Annotated in this window: 18 protein-coding genes; 12 read left to right on the top strand and 6 right to left on the bottom strand. The window is 70.5% G+C overall.

Annotated elements, in window-relative coordinates:
• Positions 1-3: 3 nt before the first annotated feature.
• Positions 4-279 (bottom strand): hypothetical protein, encoded by a 276-nt coding sequence (locus MFF21_RS19445; RefSeq protein ID WP_238313127.1) that lies wholly within the window; start codon positions 277-279, stop codon positions 4-6.
• A gap of 250 nt (positions 280-529) precedes the next feature.
• Here MFF21_RS19445 and MFF21_RS19440 point away from each other — a divergent pair, with 250 nt between their 5' ends.
• The 3 genes from MFF21_RS19440 to plsY are packed head-to-tail and all read left to right on the top strand — an operon-like array spanning position 530 to position 3,394.
• Positions 530-1,480, top strand: a complete 951-nt coding sequence (locus MFF21_RS19440) for an aspartate carbamoyltransferase catalytic subunit (protein WP_238313126.1) — start codon at positions 530-532, stop codon at positions 1,478-1,480.
• Between the two features lie 4 nt (positions 1,481-1,484).
• Positions 1,485-2,789 (top strand): dihydroorotase, encoded by a 1,305-nt coding sequence (locus MFF21_RS19435; protein WP_238313125.1) that lies wholly within the window; start codon positions 1,485-1,487, stop codon positions 2,787-2,789.
• Entirely contained in the window at positions 2,786-3,394 is a 609-nt protein-coding gene (gene plsY / locus MFF21_RS19430; RefSeq protein WP_238313124.1) for a glycerol-3-phosphate 1-O-acyltransferase PlsY, read from the top strand. Before MFF21_RS19435 ends, plsY begins: the two co-directional genes overlap by 4 nt.
• Before the next feature lie 25 nt (positions 3,395-3,419).
• On the opposite strand, the gene MFF21_RS19425 is transcribed toward plsY, so the two are convergent.
• On the bottom strand, positions 3,420-3,776 hold the full coding sequence (locus MFF21_RS19425; protein WP_308445692.1) for a c-type cytochrome, methanol metabolism-related: 357 nt from the start codon (positions 3,774-3,776) through the stop codon (positions 3,420-3,422).
• Positions 3,777-3,886: 110 nt separating this feature from the next.
• Between MFF21_RS19425 and dprA the strand changes: the two genes are divergently transcribed.
• From dprA to MFF21_RS19405, 4 genes are all read left to right on the top strand, one after another.
• Complete coding sequence (gene dprA / locus MFF21_RS19420; protein ID WP_238313123.1) at positions 3,887-5,071, top strand: DNA-processing protein DprA; 1,185 nt, start codon at positions 3,887-3,889, stop codon at positions 5,069-5,071.
• Positions 5,072-5,228: 157 nt separating this feature from the next.
• Positions 5,229-7,913, top strand: coding sequence for a type I DNA topoisomerase (gene topA, locus MFF21_RS19415; RefSeq protein WP_238313122.1), 2,685 nt, complete (start codon positions 5,229-5,231; stop codon positions 7,911-7,913).
• Between the two features lie 136 nt (positions 7,914-8,049).
• Entirely contained in the window at positions 8,050-9,669 is a 1,620-nt protein-coding gene (locus tag MFF21_RS19410) for a histidine kinase famiy protein (RefSeq protein ID WP_238313120.1), read from the top strand.
• A 33-nt stretch (positions 9,670-9,702) separates the two neighbouring features.
• Positions 9,703-10,020, top strand: a complete 318-nt coding sequence (locus tag MFF21_RS19405; RefSeq protein WP_238313118.1) for a plasmid stabilization protein — start codon at positions 9,703-9,705, stop codon at positions 10,018-10,020.
• Here the strand turns inward: MFF21_RS19405 and MFF21_RS19400 are convergent, their stop codons facing one another.
• On the bottom strand, positions 10,021-10,800 hold the full coding sequence (locus tag MFF21_RS19400) for a phosphodiester glycosidase family protein (RefSeq protein ID WP_238313116.1): 780 nt from the start codon (positions 10,798-10,800) through the stop codon (positions 10,021-10,023). It abuts the gene before it with no gap.
• 218 nt (positions 10,801-11,018) lie between these two features.
• Between MFF21_RS19400 and MFF21_RS19395 the strand changes: the two genes are divergently transcribed.
• Positions 11,019-11,480 carry a hypothetical protein gene (locus tag MFF21_RS19395; protein WP_238313114.1) on the top strand — a complete coding sequence of 154 codons (462 nt, stop codon included), beginning with the start codon at positions 11,019-11,021 and terminating at the stop codon, positions 11,478-11,480.
• A 79-nt stretch (positions 11,481-11,559) separates the two neighbouring features.
• On the opposite strand, the gene MFF21_RS19390 is transcribed toward MFF21_RS19395, so the two are convergent.
• Together MFF21_RS19390 and MFF21_RS19385 are read right to left on the bottom strand one after the other, a co-directional pair.
• The gene (locus tag MFF21_RS19390) at positions 11,560-11,964 is read right to left on the bottom strand and encodes a DUF4174 domain-containing protein (protein WP_238313112.1); all 405 of its coding nucleotides are present in this window, start codon (positions 11,962-11,964) and stop codon (positions 11,560-11,562) included.
• An 84-nt stretch (positions 11,965-12,048) separates the two neighbouring features.
• Positions 12,049-12,417: a DUF2794 domain-containing protein gene (locus MFF21_RS19385; protein WP_238313110.1), complete on the bottom strand. Its 369-nt coding sequence runs from the start codon at positions 12,415-12,417 to the stop codon at positions 12,049-12,051.
• 395 nt (positions 12,418-12,812) lie between these two features.
• Here MFF21_RS19385 and bluB point away from each other — a divergent pair, with 395 nt between their 5' ends.
• Both bluB and MFF21_RS19375 read left to right on the top strand, forming a co-directional pair.
• Positions 12,813-13,454 carry a 5,6-dimethylbenzimidazole synthase gene (gene bluB, locus MFF21_RS19380; protein WP_238313109.1) on the top strand — a complete coding sequence of 214 codons (642 nt, stop codon included), beginning with the start codon at positions 12,813-12,815 and terminating at the stop codon, positions 13,452-13,454.
• 210 nt (positions 13,455-13,664) lie between these two features.
• Positions 13,665-14,219 (top strand): L,D-transpeptidase, encoded by a 555-nt coding sequence (locus MFF21_RS19375; RefSeq protein ID WP_373325062.1) that lies wholly within the window; start codon positions 13,665-13,667, stop codon positions 14,217-14,219.
• A 101-nt stretch (positions 14,220-14,320) separates the two neighbouring features.
• Here the strand turns inward: MFF21_RS19375 and MFF21_RS19370 are convergent, their stop codons facing one another.
• The gene (locus MFF21_RS19370; protein ID WP_238313107.1) at positions 14,321-14,536 is read right to left on the bottom strand and encodes a DUF1674 domain-containing protein; all 216 of its coding nucleotides are present in this window, start codon (positions 14,534-14,536) and stop codon (positions 14,321-14,323) included.
• Positions 14,537-14,613: 77 nt separating this feature from the next.
• On the opposite strand from MFF21_RS19370, the gene MFF21_RS19365 reads away from it, so the two are divergent.
• Together MFF21_RS19365 and MFF21_RS19360 are read left to right on the top strand one after the other, a co-directional pair.
• Positions 14,614-15,984, top strand: coding sequence for an RsmB/NOP family class I SAM-dependent RNA methyltransferase (locus MFF21_RS19365; RefSeq protein WP_238313104.1), 1,371 nt, complete (start codon positions 14,614-14,616; stop codon positions 15,982-15,984).
• 105 nt (positions 15,985-16,089) lie between these two features.
• Positions 16,090-17,832, top strand: coding sequence for a heparinase II/III family protein (locus MFF21_RS19360; protein ID WP_238313102.1), 1,743 nt, complete (start codon positions 16,090-16,092; stop codon positions 17,830-17,832).
• The last annotated feature ends 48 nt before the right edge of the window (positions 17,833-17,880 follow it).

Below are 17,880 nucleotides of genomic sequence, written 5' to 3'. Positions count from 1 at the left end.
TCGTTACATGCCGCTGTTCATGTCCGAGCCCTGCTCCATGCCGGAGCCGGAGTTCATGCGCTTCTTGGAGCGCATCATCTTCTTGTTGCTCTTCATCTTTTTCATGGACTTCTTCTTCATCGGGCGCTGGGCCATGTCCTCGTTGCCCATCTGGCCCTGCTGCATCTGGCCGTCCATGCCCGGCTGCATGCCGGGCTGCATCTGCTGGGCGGAGGCGGTCGAGGCGAGGCCGAGACCGAGCGAAAGCGCGCCGGCGGCGATCAGAAGGCGGGTGTTCATGAAGCACCTCGTGAATGACGTGGACGTGCGTCGCGTGCGAACAACCCGGCAGGGCGCACAGGCCTGCCGGACCTGAGCGCCAACGGACTCGGCCGCGGATCGTTCAAAAAATTTTCTCGCAAGCTGCCGGGGGCGGGATTCAACTTTCCGTCAGCCGCGGCCGGGAAAGCGGTTCTTTCCCCCTTGTGGGATCCGGCCGCTTCGCCTGCTTGCCGCCCTCGGATCCGCCGCCTATAGCCTGCGGCCTGTCATGAGCGCAGCGCCCGCACCGCACAGCTTCCCCCACCGGCACCTGCTCGGCATCGAGGGGCTGTCACGCCCGGATATCGAGGCTCTGCTCGCCCGGGCGGACGACGCCGTCGCCCTGTCCCGTCAGGTCGAGAAGAAGCGCAACGTCCTGCGGGGCCGCACGCAGATCAACCTGTTCTTCGAGCCCTCGACGCGCACGCAATCCTCGTTCGAGCTGGCGGGCAAGCGCCTCGGCGCCGACGTAATGAACATGTCGGTGGCCTCCTCCTCGGTGAAGAAGGGGGAGACCCTGATCGACACCGCCGCGACGCTGAACGCGATGCGGCCGGACATCATCGTGGTGCGCCACCATTCCGCCGGCGCCGTGCATCTGCTGGCCCGCAAAGTCGATTGCTCGGTGGTGAATGCGGGCGACGGCGCCCACGAGCACCCGACCCAGGCGCTCCTCGACGCCCTGACGATCCGCCGCAACAAGGGCGGGATCGAGGGGCTGCAGGTCGCGATCTGCGGCGACGTCCTGCATTCGCGGGTGGCGCGCTCCAACATCATCCTGCTCCAGGCGCTGGGCGCTCGGGTGCGGGTGATCGGCCCCTCCACGCTGCTCCCCACCGGCATCGAGCGCTTCGGCGTCGAGGTCTTCACGAACATGCGCGAGGGCCTGAAGGGCTGCGACATCGTGATGATGCTGCGCCTGCAGCGCGAGCGGATGAACGGCTCCTTCGTGCCCAGCGTGAAGGAGTATTTCCGCTATTACGGACTCGACGGCGACAAGCTCGCCCTCGCCAAGCCCGACGCGCTGGTGATGCATCCCGGCCCGATGAATCGGGGCGTCGAGATCGCCTCCGACATCGCCGACGGGGCGCAGTCGCTGATCCGCGAGCAGGTCGAGATGGGCGTGGCCGTGCGCATGGCCGTGCTGGAGGCCCTGGCGACGCATCTGCCGAACGGGTGATCGAATGAGCCAGCTCCTCCTCGCCAATGCCCGCCTGCTCGATCCCGCGACCGGCCGGGAAGGCCCGGGTGCCGTCCTCGTGCGCGACGGCCGCATCGCCGACCTGGCCTGGGGCGCGACCCCGGACGCGCCGGAAGGCTGCGCGCGAATCGATTGCAACGGGCAGGTTCTCACCGCCGGTCTGATCGACTTGCGCGCCTTCGTCGGGGAACCCGGCGCCGAGCACCGGGAGACCCTGGCCTCGGCGAGCGCGGCGGCGGCGGCAGGCGGCGTCACGACCCTGGTCTGCATGCCCGACACCAACCCGGTGATCGACGGCGCGCCGATCGTCGACTTCGTGCTGCGCCGTGCACGGGACACAGCGAGCGTGAACGTATTGCCGGCCGCGGCCATCACCAAGGGGCTCGCCGGCAAGGAGATGACCGAGTTCGGCCTCCTCGCGGAGGCCGGCGCCGTCGCCTTCACCGATGGCCTGAAGGCGGTGACGAACGCCCAGCTCATGCGCCGCGCCCTCACCTATGCCCGCGATTTCGGCGCCCTGTTGATGCAGCATGTCGAGGAGCCCGACCTCGTGGCCGAGGGCGTGATGAACGAGGGCGAGATGGCCTCCCGCCTCGGCCTGATCGGCATTCCCCGCGAGGCCGAGACCGTGATGCTGGAGCGGGACATCCGCCTCGTCCGCCTCACGGGCGGCCGTTACCACGCGGCCATGATCTCCTGCGCCGATTCGGTCGAGATCGTGCGCCGCGCCAAGGCGGACGGTCTGCCGGTCACCTGCGGCGTGTCGGTCAACAACCTCGTGCTCAACGAGGGCGACATCGGCCACTACCGAACCTTCTGCAAGCTCTCGCCGCCATTGCGCGACGAAGCCGACCGGCACGCGGTGATCGCGGCCCTGAACGAGGGGGTGATCGACGTGATCGTCTCCGATCACAACCCGCAGGACGTCGAGACCAAGCGCCTGCCCTTCGCGGAGGCCGCGGACGGGGCGCTCGGCATCGAGACCCTGCTCGGCGCCTCCCTGCGCCTGCTCCATACCGGGGACGTCGCCCTGCCGAAGCTGCTCGCCGCGTTGAGCGCCAACCCGGCCCGGCTCCTCGGGCGCGAGGCCGGGCGTCTCGCGGCGGGGGCGCCGGCCGATCTCGTGCTGATCGATCCGGACGTGCCCTACGTGCTCGACAAGCGCCAGCTGAAGTCGCGTTCCAAGAACTCGCCCTTCGACGAGGCCCGGCTCCAGGGCGCCGCGGTGCTCACCCTGGTCGGCGGCCGCATCGTCCACCGCGCCGAGACGCTGGCGGACGCCGCATGACCGCTGCGCTCGATGCGGGCTGGCCGCTCGTCTTGGCCGGGCTCGGCTTCGGCTATCTCCTCGGCTCGATTCCCTTCGGGCTGATCCTCACGAAATATGCCGGGCTCGGGGACGTCCGGGCCATCGGCTCCGGCAATATCGGCGCGACCAACGTTCTGCGCACCGGCCGGAAGGGGCTCGCCGCCGCGACGTTGCTCGGCGATGCCCTGAAGGGGACGGTCGCCGTGCTGGTCGCCGGGCTCTGGGGCGAGGAGCCTGCTCTGGCCGCGGGCCTTGGCGCCTTCCTCGGCCATCTCTTCCCGGTCTGGCTCAGCTTCAAGGGCGGCAAGGGCGTGGCCACCTTCCTCGGGGTCCTGCTCGCCCTCAACCCCCTGGCTTTGCTCGCTTTCGCCGTGATCTGGCTCGGACTGGCCTTCGCCCTGCGCTATTCCTCGCTCTCGGCGCTCGCCGCCTCCGCCGCGACGCCCCTCGTCCTATGGGCGCTAGGCCAGCCGCGCACGGCCCTGCTCTTCCTCGTGCTCGGCCTGCTGCTCTGGTGGAAGCACGCGCCCAACATCCGGCGACTTCTTGCCGGCACCGAGGGACGCATCGGGCAGAAGGGCTGACGAGGCTGCCTGGGCCGCCGGTGCGTCAGCCCATGCATTGATCCTCGTGCGTCTTGGCGGCGTCGTTCTTGGGCTCGTGCTCGGCCGGGCGCCCGCGGCCCACCACACCGTCGGACTGCGCCTTCAGGTAGACGTAGATGTCGTCGACGTAGCACATGACGTTCTTGTTCTCCCCGAAGGCTGGCATGACCAGTTCCTGGGAGGCGCTCACGTCCTTCTTGCCGCCGGCCACGATGCCGATGAAGGTGGGATAGTCGTCATGCTTGAGGGCCTCGACGAGGGACGGCGCGTAGGTCGAGCTCGCGCTGTCCGGCCCGTGGCAGACGATGCAGTTCGCATTGTAGCGCAGGTATCCGGACCTCGTCGCCCAATCGATCTCCATGCCGAAAGGTTTTCCTGGCGCAACAAGCTGGGCCGACTTAGCTTTCCGCGACGGGAGCGCCCCTCGGGGAATCGAGTCCGGCCGGCCGCTCTCCCGAGAGGAGGGCGGTCATGCAGCTCACCGATGCGCAGCGCCTCGACTGGCTGCGTCTGATCCGCACCGAGGGCGTCGGCCCGCGGACCTTCCGCACGCTGATCAACCGCTTCGGCGGGGCCGCCGCCGCGCTGGAGGCCCTGCCCGACCTGACCAAGCGCTCCGGCAAGCGCGTGGTGCCGCCGAATCGTGCCGAGATCGAGAAGGAGATGGCGGCGGCGGGCCGGATCGGCGTCCGCTACCTCGCCATGGGCGAACCCGCCTATCCGAAGAGCCTCCAGGCGGCGGACACGGCGCCGCCGATCCTGGCCGTGCGCGGGGCGGCGGAGGCGCTTCTGAGGCCCGCGGTGGCGATGGTCGGGTCCCGCAACGCCTCGGCCTCCGGCCTCGCCTTCACCGAGCGGCTGGCGCGGGGGCTCGGCGAGGCGGGTCTCGTCGTGACCTCGGGCCTGGCCCGCGGCATCGACGCCCGGGCGCACCGGGCCGCGCTCGCGACGGGAACGGTTGCCGTGCTCGCGGGCGGGCATGACAGGATCTATCCGGAGAATCACGCGCCGCTGCTGCAGGAGATTCTGGAGAACGGAGGCGCCGTGGTGGCGGAGATGCCGCTGGGCTGGGTGCCCCGCGGGCGCGACTTCCCCCGGCGCAACCGCATCATCTCCGGGCTGTCCTATGGCACCGTCGTGGTGGAGGCGGCGCGCCGCTCAGGCTCCCTCATCACCGCGCGCTTCGCCCTGGAGCAGGGCCGAGAGGTCTTCGCCGTGCCGGGTTCCCCGCTCGATCCGCGCGCCGAGGGCACCAACGATCTGATCCGCCAGGGGGCGACGCTGGTCGGCGAGGTCGCCCATATCCTCGCGGTGATCGGCCCCCTCGTCGAGCATCCGGATGCCTTCGGTCCGCGCGATCTCCTGAGCCGCGACCGGCCCGCTCTGGAGGAGCGGCCGGATTTCTGGGACGAGATCGATCTCGACGGGGAGGTGATCCGGGTGCCGGCCGCCGGGCTCGACAGCCCCGATCCGGCCGAGCCGGAGGGCGACCGGGCCCGCCTGATCGCCGCACTGAGCCCGACGCCGATCGGCACGGACGAACTCGCCCGGCTGGCCGGCCTGTCGGTGCGCGTGGTGCAGACGGCGCTGCTCGAACTGGAACTCGATGGGCGAATCGAACGGCATGGCAGCGGTGCGGTTTCCCTGGTGCCATGAGGCAGGCGCATCGGTCTTTCTTGAGCGGCCGATTTGACAACCCGGCGCCCTTAACCCACTTCTGCGCGGCGCGAGGCCCCGGCCATCGGCGGGAGCGCATCCGCGCATCTCCTACAAACCGTTCTGGCGGTGAGGCTCTGGCGAGAGGCAGAGGTTCATGAAAGTCGTCGTCGTCGAGTCGCCGGCCAAGGCCAAGACGATCAACAAGTACCTGGGGCGCGATTACGAGGTTCTGGCCTCCTTCGGTCATATCCGCGACCTGCCGGCCAAGGATGGCTCGGTCGATCCGGAAGCCGATTTCGCCATGATCTGGGAGCTTGAGGATCGCGGCTCCAAGCGCGTCTCCGAGATCGCCAAGGCGGTGAAGGGGGCCGAGAAGCTGATCCTCGCCACCGACCCGGATCGCGAGGGCGAGGCCATCTCCTGGCACGTCATCGAGGCGCTCTCCGCCCGCAAGGCGCTGAAGGGCATCCCCGTCGAGCGCGTCACCTTCAACGCCATCACCAAGGACGCGGTGCAGACCGCGATGCGCAAGCCCCGCGAGATCGACCAGGCCCTGGTCGATGCCTATCTCGCGCGCCGCGCCCTCGATTATCTCGTCGGCTTCAATCTCTCTCCCGTGCTCTGGCGCAAGCTGCCCGGCGCCAAGTCGGCCGGCCGGGTGCAGTCGGTCGCGCTCCGCCTCGTCGTCGAGCGCGAGATGGAGATCGAGCGCTTCAAGCCGCGGGAATACTGGTCGATCGTGGCGACCCTGGTCACCGAGGTCGGCGGGGTGTTCGAGGCGCGGCTGGTCGGCGCCGACGGCAAGCGCATCCAGCGCCTCGATGTCGGCAATGCCGAGGAGGCGGCGGCCTTCAAGCGCGATCTCGAACTCGCGACCTTCCAGGTCGGGTCGATCGAGGCGAAGCCCGCCAAGCGCCATCCGCAGCCGCCCTTCACCACCTCGACCCTGCAGCAGGAGGCGTCCCGGAAGCTCGGGATGGCGCCGGCCCAGACCATGCGCGTCGCCCAGAAGCTCTACGAGGGCGTCGACATCGGCGGCGAGACGGTCGGCATCATCACCTACATGCGAACCGACGGCGTTGACATGGCGCCCGAGGCGATCCAGGACGCCCGCCGGGTCATCGGCCGCGAGTTCGGGGACGACTACGTCCCCAACGTGCCGCGCAAATACTCGGTGAAGGCCAAGAACGCGCAGGAGGCCCACGAGGCCGTGCGCCCGACCGATATGGGCCGCCTGCCGAAGCAGATCGCCCGCTACCTCGAACCGGAGCAGGCCAAGCTCTACGAGCTGATCTGGACGCGCACCGTGGCGAGCCAGATGGAATCGGCCGAGCTCGAGCGCACCACCGTCGACGTGATCGCGAGCGTCGGCCCGCGCCGGATCGACCTGCGCGCCACGGGCCAGGTCGTGAAGTTCGACGGCTTCCTCGCCCTCTATCAGGAGGGCAAGGACGACGAGGAGGACGAGGACGGCAAGCGGCTCCCCGCCATGAAGGCGGGCGATCCCCTCAAGCGCGAGCGCATCGCCTCGACCCAGCACTTCACCGAGCCGCCCCCGCGCTATTCCGAGGCGAGCCTCGTGAAGCGGATGGAAGAGCTCGGCATCGGCCGGCCCTCGACCTATGCCGCCGTGCTCCAGACCCTGCGTGATCGGGAATATGTCCGGATCGAGAAGAAGCGCCTCCAGCCGGAGGACAAGGGCCGCCTCGTCACCGGTTTCCTTGAGAGCTTCTTCAAGCGTTACGTCGAGTACGATTTCACCGCGAGCCTCGAGGAGCAGCTCGACCGGGTCTCCAATGCGGAGATCGATTGGCGCACCGTTCTGCGCGACTTCTGGCGCGACTTCTCCGCTGCTATCGGCGGCACCAAGGAGCTGCGCGTCGCCGAGGTGCTGGAGGCGCTCAACGGTCTGCTCGGTCCCCACATCTTCCCCGAGAAGGCGGACGGATCGAATCCCCGCGCCTGTCCGACCTGCGGCTCCGGCCAGCTCTCGCTGAAGCTCGGCAAGTTCGGCGCCTTCATCGGCTGCTCGAACTATCCGGAATGCAGCTACACCCGGCAGCTCTCGGCCTCCGGCGTCGACGGCGACGGTGAGGGCTCCTCCGGCGAGGGCGGCCAGCCCGGCGTGCGCGTGCTCGGCAACGATCCCGTCACCGGCCTGCCGGTCACCCTGCGCGACGGCCGGTTCGGCCCCTTCCTTCAGCTCGGCGAGGCCAGCGCCGACAAGGATGCGGAGAAGCCCAAGCGTTCCTCGATCCCGAAGGGCGTGGCGCCGGCGAGCGTCGACCTCGAAAAGGCCCTCAAGTACCTGTCCCTGCCCCGGGAGGTGGCGCGCCATCCCGAGACCGGCGAGCCGATCCTCGCCAATATCGGCCGCTACGGGCCCTACGTGCAGCACGGAAAGACCTACGCCAATCTCGGCCGGGACGACGATGTGCTGGAGGTCGGCGCCAACCGCGCGATCGACCTGATCGTGACCAAGGAGCAGGGCGGCGGGCGCGGGCGCCCGTCCTCCGATCCCGGCCGCCCCCTCGGCAAGGACGAGGCGACGGGGCGCGAGGTCACGGTGAAGGCGGGCCGCTACGGGCCCTACGTCACCGACGGCGAGGTCAACGCCACCCTGCCCAAGGCGATGGCGGCCGAGGCCCTGACCCTGGAGCAGGGCATCGATCTGCTCAACGCCAAGCGCGCCTCCGGGGGCGGCAAGAAGGCGCCGGCCCGGGGTCGGAAGGCGCCGGCCCGCAAGGCAGCCGCGAAGTCCGGCGAGGACAAGGCGCCCAAGAAGGCGGCCGCCAAGGCTCCGGCCCGGAAGACGGCGGCGAAGAAAAGCGCCGGGTGAGCGTTCTGCCGCATCCGGCCGATTGCACTATCGGCCTGATCGACAGTTCTGGGGACAGCCGATACTCTTTCCGCTCGAGGCCAGCCCCTCGGGCGGAACGTCCGGCCTGCGACATCCCGGAATCGACACCGCCCGCATGACCGACAGTCCCGAGAAGCCTCCGCACGCGACGCATCGCGGCGTCCTCACCGGTGCCCTGGCCGAGATCGCCGAACCCGGCAGCGACATCTTCTTCGCGGCCGTGGAGACCACCCGGATGCCGATGGTGGTGGTCGATCCGCGTCAGGACGATCTGCCCATCGTCTTCGCGAACCCGGCCTTCCTGGCGATGACGGGATACACCCGCGACGAGGTGCTCGGCCGCAACTGCCGTTTCCTGCAGGGGCCGGAGACCGATCGCGCCAAGGTCGCGATCGTCGCGAGGGCGATCGCCGAGCAGCGCGACGTGTCCCTCGAGATCCTGAATTACCGGAAGGACGGCTCGACCTTCTGGAACGCCCTGTTCGTCAGCCCGGTCTACAACGCAGCCGGCGAGCTCGTGTACTATTTCGGCTCGCAGCTCGATGTCTCGCGCCGCCGCGACGCCGAGGATGCCCTCGGCCAGGCGCAGAAGATGGAGGCGCTCGGCCAGCTCACCGGCGGCATCGCCCACGACTTCAACAACCTGCTCCAGGTCATCCTCGGCTATGCCGACGTGCTCGCGAGCGGCCTGTCGAAGCCCGAGCCGGACCGGGCCCGCCTCGGGCGGGCCACGCAGAACATCCGCGAGGCGGCCGAGCGCGCGACCACGCTGACCCAGCAACTCCTCGCCTTCGCCCGCAAACAGCGGCTGGAAGGCCGGCCGGTCAACCTCAATGCCCTCGTCCGGGAGATGGGCGAGCTCGCCCGCCGCACCCTCGGCGAGACGGTAGAGGTCGAGACCGACCTCGCCGGCGATCTCTGGACCTGTCGGGTCGACCCGACCCAGGCCGAGGTCGCCCTGCTCAACATCCTGATCAACGCCCGGGACGCGATGCCCGGTGGCGGCCGCGTGCGGATCACCACCACGAACGAGACCATCGCCGACTCCGATGCCCAGGCGACCGACGCCCTGCGGCCGGGGCGCTATGTCGGCGTCGCGATCAGCGACACCGGCAGCGGCATCCCGCCCGCGGTGCTGTCCCGGGTGATGGATCCGTTCTTCACGACCAAGGAGGAGGGCAAGGGCACGGGCCTCGGCCTCTCCATGGTCTACGGCTTCGCCAAGCAATCGGGCGGCGCGGCGCGGATCAGCTCGACCCTCGGCGTCGGCACGACCGTCCACCTGTTGTTCCCGACCGACGATCGGATCGAGGAGCGCCCTTCCCGCGAGAGCGAGGAGGACAGCGAGCGTCACGGCACCGAGACGATTCTGATCGTGGAGGATCGGGAGGACGTGGCCGAGCTCGCCCGGGCCATCCTGCGGGATTACGGCTACGTCACGCATATGGCCGGCAATGCCCGCGAGGCGCTCGCCATCCTGGATGCCCACGAGGGCATCGCACTCCTGTTCTCCGACCTGATCATGCCGGGGGGCATGAACGGCCTCGTGCTCGCCCGGGAGGCGCGTCTGCGGCGTCCGGACCTAAAGGTGCTGCTGACCACTGGCTATGCCGAGGCGAGCCTGGAGCGAACCGATGTCGGGGGATCGGAGTTCGAGATCCTGAAGAAGCCGTACCGACGCGCCGATCTGATCCGGCGGGTGCGGGCGGCCCTGGACTCACCCGGCGGCGCCTGACGGCAGCGCCGCACGCCATGTCAGGAGTGGCCCATGCCCCGCGGCGACAAGTCGAAATACACCGACAAGCAGATCCGCAAGGCGGAACACATCGCGGAATCCTACGAATCCCGCGGTGTACCCGAGAAGGAGGCGGAATCCCGTGCCTGGGCCACCGTCAACAAGGACGATGGCGGCGGCAAGCACCCCGGCGGCTCGGGGCGGGGGCGCAACACGGGAAAGCCCGCCGCCCACAAGGGCGGCCGCGTCGGCGGCGAAGCCTCGGCCTCCCGCACTGCCGAGCAACGCTCTGCGTCCGCCAAGAAGGCCGCCGAGACCCGCAAGCGCAACGCCGCCAAGAAGGCGTCCTGATTACCGGGCGACGGCGCCCACCAACGGACCGAGCGGGCGGCTGAGATCGGAGCGGCCGATGCCCGGCGCGTAGAGACTCGACACCGAGCCGTCGAGGAACAGCGCGTTGCGGCAGGCGAAGGTGTCCTTGAACAGACGCGCGAAGGCGCCGAAGCTCACGGGACGTTCCGAGATCGCGAAGACGGCGGTGTGGCCGTCCTCGCGCACCCCGACGCCGTTGCGGATCTTCTGGCTCGGGCCGTCCGTCGAGATCTTGGGGTGGATGCGGCCGTCGATGACCAGCATCGGGCCGGACTGCGTGGCGTAGTCCGGCTTCAGCTTCGCCTTGAGGTAGCGTCCCGTCTCCAGCACGCCGGCCCGGTCGCCCTTCACGTAGAAGATGCCGTTGGGCTTGAGGTGGAAGTTGCCCGGGCCGTTGGCGGTGGAGACGCCCTTCAGCTCGCGCCCCTCCTCGATGTAGAGCCCGACCGGCGCCTGGCCCTTGTCGTACATGCCCGCATTCATCGCGAAGCTGAGGCGGTCCCCTTGCGCCCGCGCGAGGTTCGAGAGCGAGGAATAGGGAAGGCCGTCCGAGCCGAGCCAGAACAGCCGGAGCCGCTGCTTGCGCAGGTCGATCAGGCAGGCGGTGTAGGCCTCTCCTTCGGACTCCACGACCCGGCAGGGGCTCGCCGCCGTGGCGGTCTTGCCAGCCGCCGGTGCATCCGCCTCCCGCGACCAGGCCTGCGTGGCGGCGAGAGCGAGCAGCACGGCAGGCAGAAGACGGGCGGCGTATCGAGACATCGGACGCTTCCTGGCAGAGCGTGAACCGGCGGAGCTTGGCCGCGCGGCGCTCTCCTCACCCGGAAAAGCGGCAGCATTCAAGCGGGGCCGCTCCCGCGATTCTCGAAGCTCACGCATTCGAGACCGGACGTCGCATGAACCGTTTCCCGGAGCTGAGCGTTTTTTGGGCAAGGGGCAGTCAAGGGGCGGTCTTCCCCCTCAGTCCGGAGAATTTTCATATGAAACGCGTCTTGATGGCTTCGGCCGCCCTGGTGGGCGCGCTGGCGATGGTTCCTGCCACGGCCGAAGCCCGCGGCTTCGGTGGGTTCCATGGCGGCGGCTTCCACGGGGGTGGATTCCACGGCGGCGGGTTCGGCGGCTTCCGGGGTGGCGGTTTCGGCGGCGGCTTCCGCGGGGCGGGCTTCCGTCCGGGCTGGGGCGGTGGCTGGCACCGGGGCGGCTATGGCTGGCGCCGTGGCGGCTACGGCCTCGGTGGTCTCGGCCTCGGTCTGGGCCTCGGTCTCGCGGCGGGCGGCCTCTACGGCGGGTATGGCGGCTACGGATATGGCTACGGCCCGTATTACGGCGGCTACTCGGCGGTGGGCTACGATCCCTATTACGGCGGCGGCTGCTACACCGTCCCGCGCCTGCGCTGGACGCCCTATGGCTACCGCCGGGTCCTGGTCGAGCGCTGCTACTGAGGCACGTTCCGAAAGCACGGACAACGAGGGGCCGCGCCAGCGGCCCCTTTTGCCTGCCCTCTTGAGGCGGCGCTCGGTCTCAGCGCCGGCGCATCTCGTCGCGCCGCATCGGCATGGCGTCGATAGTCGAGAACAGGGTCTGAGGCGGGATCGGCTCCTGCGACGACAGCTTGACGCCGCCATCCTTGCCGACCAGCACGGCGTGGAACGCCTCGGCCGAAAGCCCGAGCCGTCGGCGCAGGCGTACCGCGTCCGCGCTCGACCCCACGGCTTCGAGAACGACGAGGTCCCGCTCGCGCAATCCCGTCCGGGCCGAGGCGAGGGCCTCCCGCTGCGCCCTGAGAGTCTTGTCCTCCGCTCCGGGGGCGGAGAGCACCAGCACGCGGGACCGCCACTGATGGGCGGCCAGCGGGTCGCCGTCCGCGGCTCCGCCGGCCAGCAGAGCCGCGAGCGTGGCGGCGGCGAAAAGGCTCTGGCGTGGCATCGGCGGCTCCTGTCGCGGGGCGGTTGCAGCAACCAACGCGCGGCGCTGGGAGCCCGTCTGCGGTCGTTCGGCGCAGCCCTCGGCTCACACCGCCCGCAGGGGAGGCTCCAGGACGCCGAGGACCCGGGCGAGGTCGCTGCCGCGCTTCATCACATGGCCATTGGCCGCGATGACCGCATAGGCCCCCTGGCGGCGGGCGAGCTTCGGATCCTTCTCGACCCGGTAGAGCGGCATCTCGGAAGAGCGGCGGTAGATGGAGAAAATCGCCTTGTCGCGGCGGAAGTCGAGGGCGTAGTCGCGCCATTCCCCTTCCGCGACCCGGCGTCCGTAGAGATTGAACAGGATCCGCAACTCGTCCCGCCCGAAGGCCACCTGGGGCGGCGGCGCGCTTCTCGGAAACGGGATGATCTGCGGATCGCTTGCGGCGGGATCGGCACCGGGCCTCTCGCTCATCGTCTCTCCCTTGTCCGGGCCGCCGAAGCCTCCCGTCGAGCCGAAGCGGGTACCGTTTCGGCAGGTCGGGCGGGTTCGGAGGCGGTATCGATCTGATGATGGGCCGCCCCGGTGCCCGCGGCAAGCGCCGGCTAACGGCTCGAATCGCCGCTTTTCCGCCGCAATAAGGCCCTTGCGCAGCCTCATCGCGCTGATGAACTGTTGCATGGAACCTCGTCGGCTCAAGCCCCGGGGCGGCGACTGCAACCCGAGCTCCCCAGCCCGTGGTCGCTGCAATGGATCCGCGAAGGCCGGCACTCCGAGGTTTCGAGACCCAAGGACTTCAGGCGGCCTCTTCGGAGCGCCGCCCTTTTTCTTGGATTTTTTCCCCGATCCTGCGAAGGCTCCGGGCGATCATGACCTCGCCCCCCGTCTTCGACAGCGCTTTTCGCGACCGCCTCGCCGATCTCATCGTCTGGCGGCGGGACGTGCGGCGCTTCCGTGCCGAGCCGGTGGACGAGGCGGTGCTGCACCGCTGCCTGAAACTCGCGAGCCTCGGCCCTTCCGTCGGAAACAGCCAGCCGGGCCGCTTCGTGCGGGTCTCGGATCCGGAGCGCCGCGCCGCGGTGGTCGAGAGCTTCTCCCGCTGCAACGCCGCGGCGCTCGCCTGCTACGCCGAGGAGCGGCAGACGCTCTACGCCCGGCTCAAGCTCGAGGGCCTGCGTGAGGCGCCGATCCACCTCGCCGTCTTCTGCGACGAGGAAACCGAGGCCGGCTTCGGGCTCGGCCGGGCCACCATGCCGGAGATGCTGCGCTATTCCGTGGTCACGGCGGTGCACGGTTTCTGGCTCGCCGCGCGTGCCCATAACCTCGGCGTCGGCTGGGTCTCGATCCTCGAGCCGGAGCGGGTGACCGCCGCCCTCGACGTGCCCCCGGCCTGGCGCCTCGTGGCCTATCTCTGCGTCGGGCATCCGGTGGAGGAGCACGCCGATCCGGAGCTCGTCCGCCATGGCTGGCAGGCGCGGGTCGCCGCTCAGAGCCTGCTCCTGGAGCGCTGACCGGCGCGCTGCCGTGGGGTAACGGAATGATATCCTTACCCGTCCCTCGCCCCGATCGCGCGCCTTTTCGGCATCGCGTCGCGGCGGAGTTAGCCGTCTGAAAGCGTTGAAGAAACCGGCGGTGGATAAGTCGCAGGGCTTCACCGGAACGGCAAGGCCTCGCGGCGCTTTCTTGCTCAAGCGTATGGTCACGCTTGAGGAATGAAATCCATGTCTGCGTTCACGCTGGAGGAGTCCAAGGTATCGTCGTTCCCGCGGCTGCGGGCCGTCCTGACCGGCGCGGCGTTCGCGACGGTCGCGGCTTCGGCTTTCGCGACGCCGGCCGCGTCCCGCGAGATGGTGCCGTTCGCCGATCCCGTTGCGCCGGGCTCGCTCGTGGTGCGCACCTCGGAGCGGCGCCTCTACCTCGTCAACGGCGACGGCACGGCGATCCGCTATCCCGTGGCGGTGGGCAAGCCCGGCAAGCAGTGGAGCGGCCACACCGAGATCGACGGCAAGTATTACGAGCCCGACTGGTCGCCCCCGGCGGAGGTGAAGCGCGACCATCCCCGGCTGCCGAATCTCATCCGCGGCGGCTCGCCGCACAATCCCATGGGCGTGGCGGCAATGACCCTGCGGGGCGGCCAATACGCCATCCACGGCACCAATCGGCCGAACTCCATCGGCACCTTCGCGTCCTATGGCTGCATCCGCATGTACAACCAGGACATCGCGGATCTCTTCCAGCGCGTCGATGTCGGCACGCAGGTCTACGTGGTGCGGTAGAGCGCTGTTCGACGAAGCGGCTCCCGCGCGTCGAAAGACATCCCGTCCTCATCGGGACCGGAAGGATCCGGCCTGACCCGATCGGACCGGAATGAGATGCGTCAGAAATCGACGGCGAGGCCCTTCACCTCCCAGTCCTGGTAGCGGACGGGCTCCAGCCCGCCGCGGCCCTGGCGCTCCGTCTTGGCCGCGATCTCGGCCGCGCGGGCGTCGATGGCGGCGCGCCGCTCGGCGGCTTCCGCCAGGGCGCGCTCCGCGGCAGGGCTGAGGGGCTTGCGCGCGGGCGGCGCATCCGGGCGATCGTCCGTCGTCGTCATGTCGTCTTGCTTTCGGTCGCGTCCGGTGGGAGGGCGTCGGGAAACCCGACCCCTCGTTCTTTCGGAAAGTGGCATTCATGGCGAGACGCCGCAACGCGGCCGGCCGCGAGACGGCTTCGGAGCCGGACGTCCCCGGCCTCGGAGCCCGCCGCGTTGCCCGCGAAGCCGTCGCCGACCTGATCGGCAAGGCTCGCGGCCTCGCCCTCGACGACGCCCTCACCCAGGCCCTGCGCCGCACGCCCCTCGAGCCCGCCGATGCGGCGCTTGCCCGCGCCATCGCCACGGCCACCTTCCGGCGCTTCGGCTCCCTGCGCGCGGCCCTCGCGGAGCGGATGACCAGCGGCCTGCCGGAGGAGCAGCCGCGCCTCCTCGCCTTGCTGGTGACCGGGGCCGCCCAGATCCTCGACCTCGCCGTGCCCGACCATGCCGCCGTCGATCTCTCGGTGCGGCTTGCCAAGTCCGATCCCGAACTCGCCCATGCCGCCGGCCTCGTGAACGCGGTCCTGCGCCGGCTTGCCCGCGAGGCGGAGGGGATCCGGGCCTCCGCGCCAGATCCCCTCGACATCGACACGCCCCCCTGGCTCGCCCGGCGCTGGCGGGAGAGCTACGGCGAGGCGACCGCGCGTGCGATCGCGGCCTCCCATCGCGCCGGGGCGGCGGTCGATCTCACCGTTCCGACGGACGCCCAGGCCTGGGCCGAGCGGCTCGGGGGTATCCTCCTCCCTCTCGGCAGCGTCCGCCTCGCGGAGGTGCGGGCCGCGGTGTCCGAGCTGCCGGGCTATGCCGAGGGCGCCTGGTGGGTGCAGGACGCCGCCGCCGCGATCCCCGCCCGGCTGCTTCGGCCCGCCAAGGACGAGCGCATCGCCGATCTCTGCGCGGCGCCGGGCGGCAAGACCGCCCAGCTCGCCGCGGCGGGGGCCCGGGTGACCGCCGTCGACCGCTCCGCTGCCCGCCTCGAACGGTTGCGCCTCAATCTGGCGCGGCTCTCCCTCTCCGCGGAGGTGCAGGCCGTCGACGCCCTCGATCTGCCCGAGGACGCGCCTTTCGACGCCGTGCTCCTTGATGCGCCCTGTTCGGCCACCGGCACGATCCGCCGCCATCCGGACGTGGCCTGGACCAAGAGCGAGGGGGATATCGGCCGTCTCGCCGGCCTGCAGGCGCGGCTCCTCGACAAGGCCGCCAAGCTGCTCCGACCCGGGGGGCGCCTCGTCTATTGCACCTGTTCCCTGGAGCCGGCGGAGGGGGAGGCGCAGGTCGCCGCCTTCCTCGCGCGGCATCCGGATTTCGCCCGTCTGCCCGTCACCTCGGAAGAGGTCGGTGGCCATGCCGAGCTGATCGGGCCGGAGGGCGACCTGCGCACCCTGCCCTCGCACCTGCCGGGTCCCGCGGGCTCGCGGGTGGGGGGGGTGGATGGGTTCTTCGCGAGCCGGCTGGTACGAGGCGGCTGAGGGCGGCAACAGCGTTAGCAAATGGTTAAGAGGCGGGCTCTACCGTCAGGCTTGGGAGCCGGCCGACGCACGCCCCGCGTCGCCCGCGCCGGAAGAGGACACTGCGTGGGTTGGGGGTCTGACCGCTGGGATCTGTATCGGCTGGCCGGGACGGAACTCGCCCGATCCGTCCGGATGACGGCCGCCCGCCTGACCTCGCCGGCGGACATCCTGTCCCGTGCCCGGGTCCGCGCGCTGGTGATCGCGCCGCACGACCTGCGCACGAGCGATCCCACCTTCGCCGACGACATCTATTCCGGCCTGTTCGTCTTCGCCGGGCGCTCCCTGGTGGTGAGCGGCCGCTCGCCCTTCGACTACGATCCGCCCTCGCCGGAATGGGCGCAGGTGCTCTACGGTTTCGGCTGGCTGCGCCACCTGCGCGCCGCCGACAACGCCCTGGCCCGGGCCAATGCCCGCGCCTTCGTCTCCGATTTCATCGCCGGCCGGGGCGATCCGGATCTGGCGAGCCCGGTTCCCGTGGCGGCCCGCCGCCTCGTCTCCTTCCTGTGCCAGTCGCCCCTGGTGCTCGAGGGGGCGGACCACGCCTTCTACCAGGCCTTCCTCAAGGCGATCGGGCGCAATGCCCGCGAACTGGAGCGCTGGCTGCGCCGGGGCGCGCCGCCCCAGGCCCAGCTCGTCTCGGCCGTGGCGCTCAGCTATGCCGGCCTCTGCTGCGAGGGCATCGAGCCGATCCTGCGCCGGGCCACCCGGGTGCTCTCGCGCGAGCTCGACCGGCAGATCCTGCCCGATGGCGGCCATATCAGCCGCAACCAGCGCTTCGCCCTGGAACTGCTGCTCGACCTGCTGCCCCTGCGCCAGAGCTTCCTCAGCCGCAGCATCGACCCGCCGGAGGCGCTGCTGCGCGCCATCGACCGGATGCTGCCGCTGTTCCGGCTTCTGCGCCACGGGGACGCCTCGCTCAGCCACTTCAACGGTGTCGGCGTGACCGCCGCGGACCACCTCGCCACGCTGCTCGTCTATGACGGGGGCGCCGCCCAGACGATGCTGCGGGCCCCGATCTCGGGCTACGAGCGGCTGGAGGCGGGCCGCACCGTCGTGGTCGCCGATGTCGGGCAGGCGCCGGGGCCGCGCGAATCGGCGGAGGCCTGCGCGGGCTGCCTCTCCTTCGAGATGACGAGCGGCCGCGAGCGCCTCGTCGTCAATTGCGGCATGCCCGCGAGCGGGTTCGAGCTGCGCCGCGTCGCCCGCAGCACCGCCGCCCATTCCACCGCGACGGTGGACGACACCTCCTCCTGCCGCTTCCTGGCGAGCCCGGACGCCTGGTGGGGACGCCGGCTCGTGACGAACTGGCTCTCCGACCGCTACGGACCCGCCATCCTGCGCGGGCCGACGAACGTGGCCGTGGAGCGCGGGGCGGAGGCCGGGGCGGCGACCCTGGCGGCCCGGCACGACGGTTACCTCCTCTCCTTCGGCGTCGTCCACGAGCGCCGCTGGACGCTCTCGGCGGACGGGAGCCTGCTCGAGGGCGTGGACGCCTTCCTGCGCGAGGGCCGCGGCAGCCGCCGGCCCCACGAGATCGCCGTGCGCTTCCACCTGCACCCGAACGTCCATGTGCGCGGGGAGGGCGGCGGCCAGGTCGAGCTGACCACGGCCTCCGGCGAGGTCTGGCGCTTCTCGGCCGACGGCGCGGACGTGGCGATCGAGGAGAGCGTCTACTTCGCCGGCGTGGTCGGCGCCTGCCGCACCGAGCAGATCGCGCTCTATCTCGCTCTCACCGAGGGCGCGCGGATCCGGTGGCGCTTCGTGCGGGTCGCGGAAGGCGGCGGAGGGCGGTCCGGCCCGGTTTGATCCGCCCGGGTGGAAGCCCGGAGGCGTTCCATGCTACCGCGCGCCGGC

Origin of the sequence: Methylobacterium organophilum (genome assembly GCF_022179465.1) — a bacterium.
Lineage (GTDB): Bacteria > Pseudomonadota > Alphaproteobacteria > Rhizobiales > Beijerinckiaceae > Methylobacterium > Methylobacterium organophilum.
This window is presented reverse-complemented; position numbering and strand designations above follow the sequence as displayed.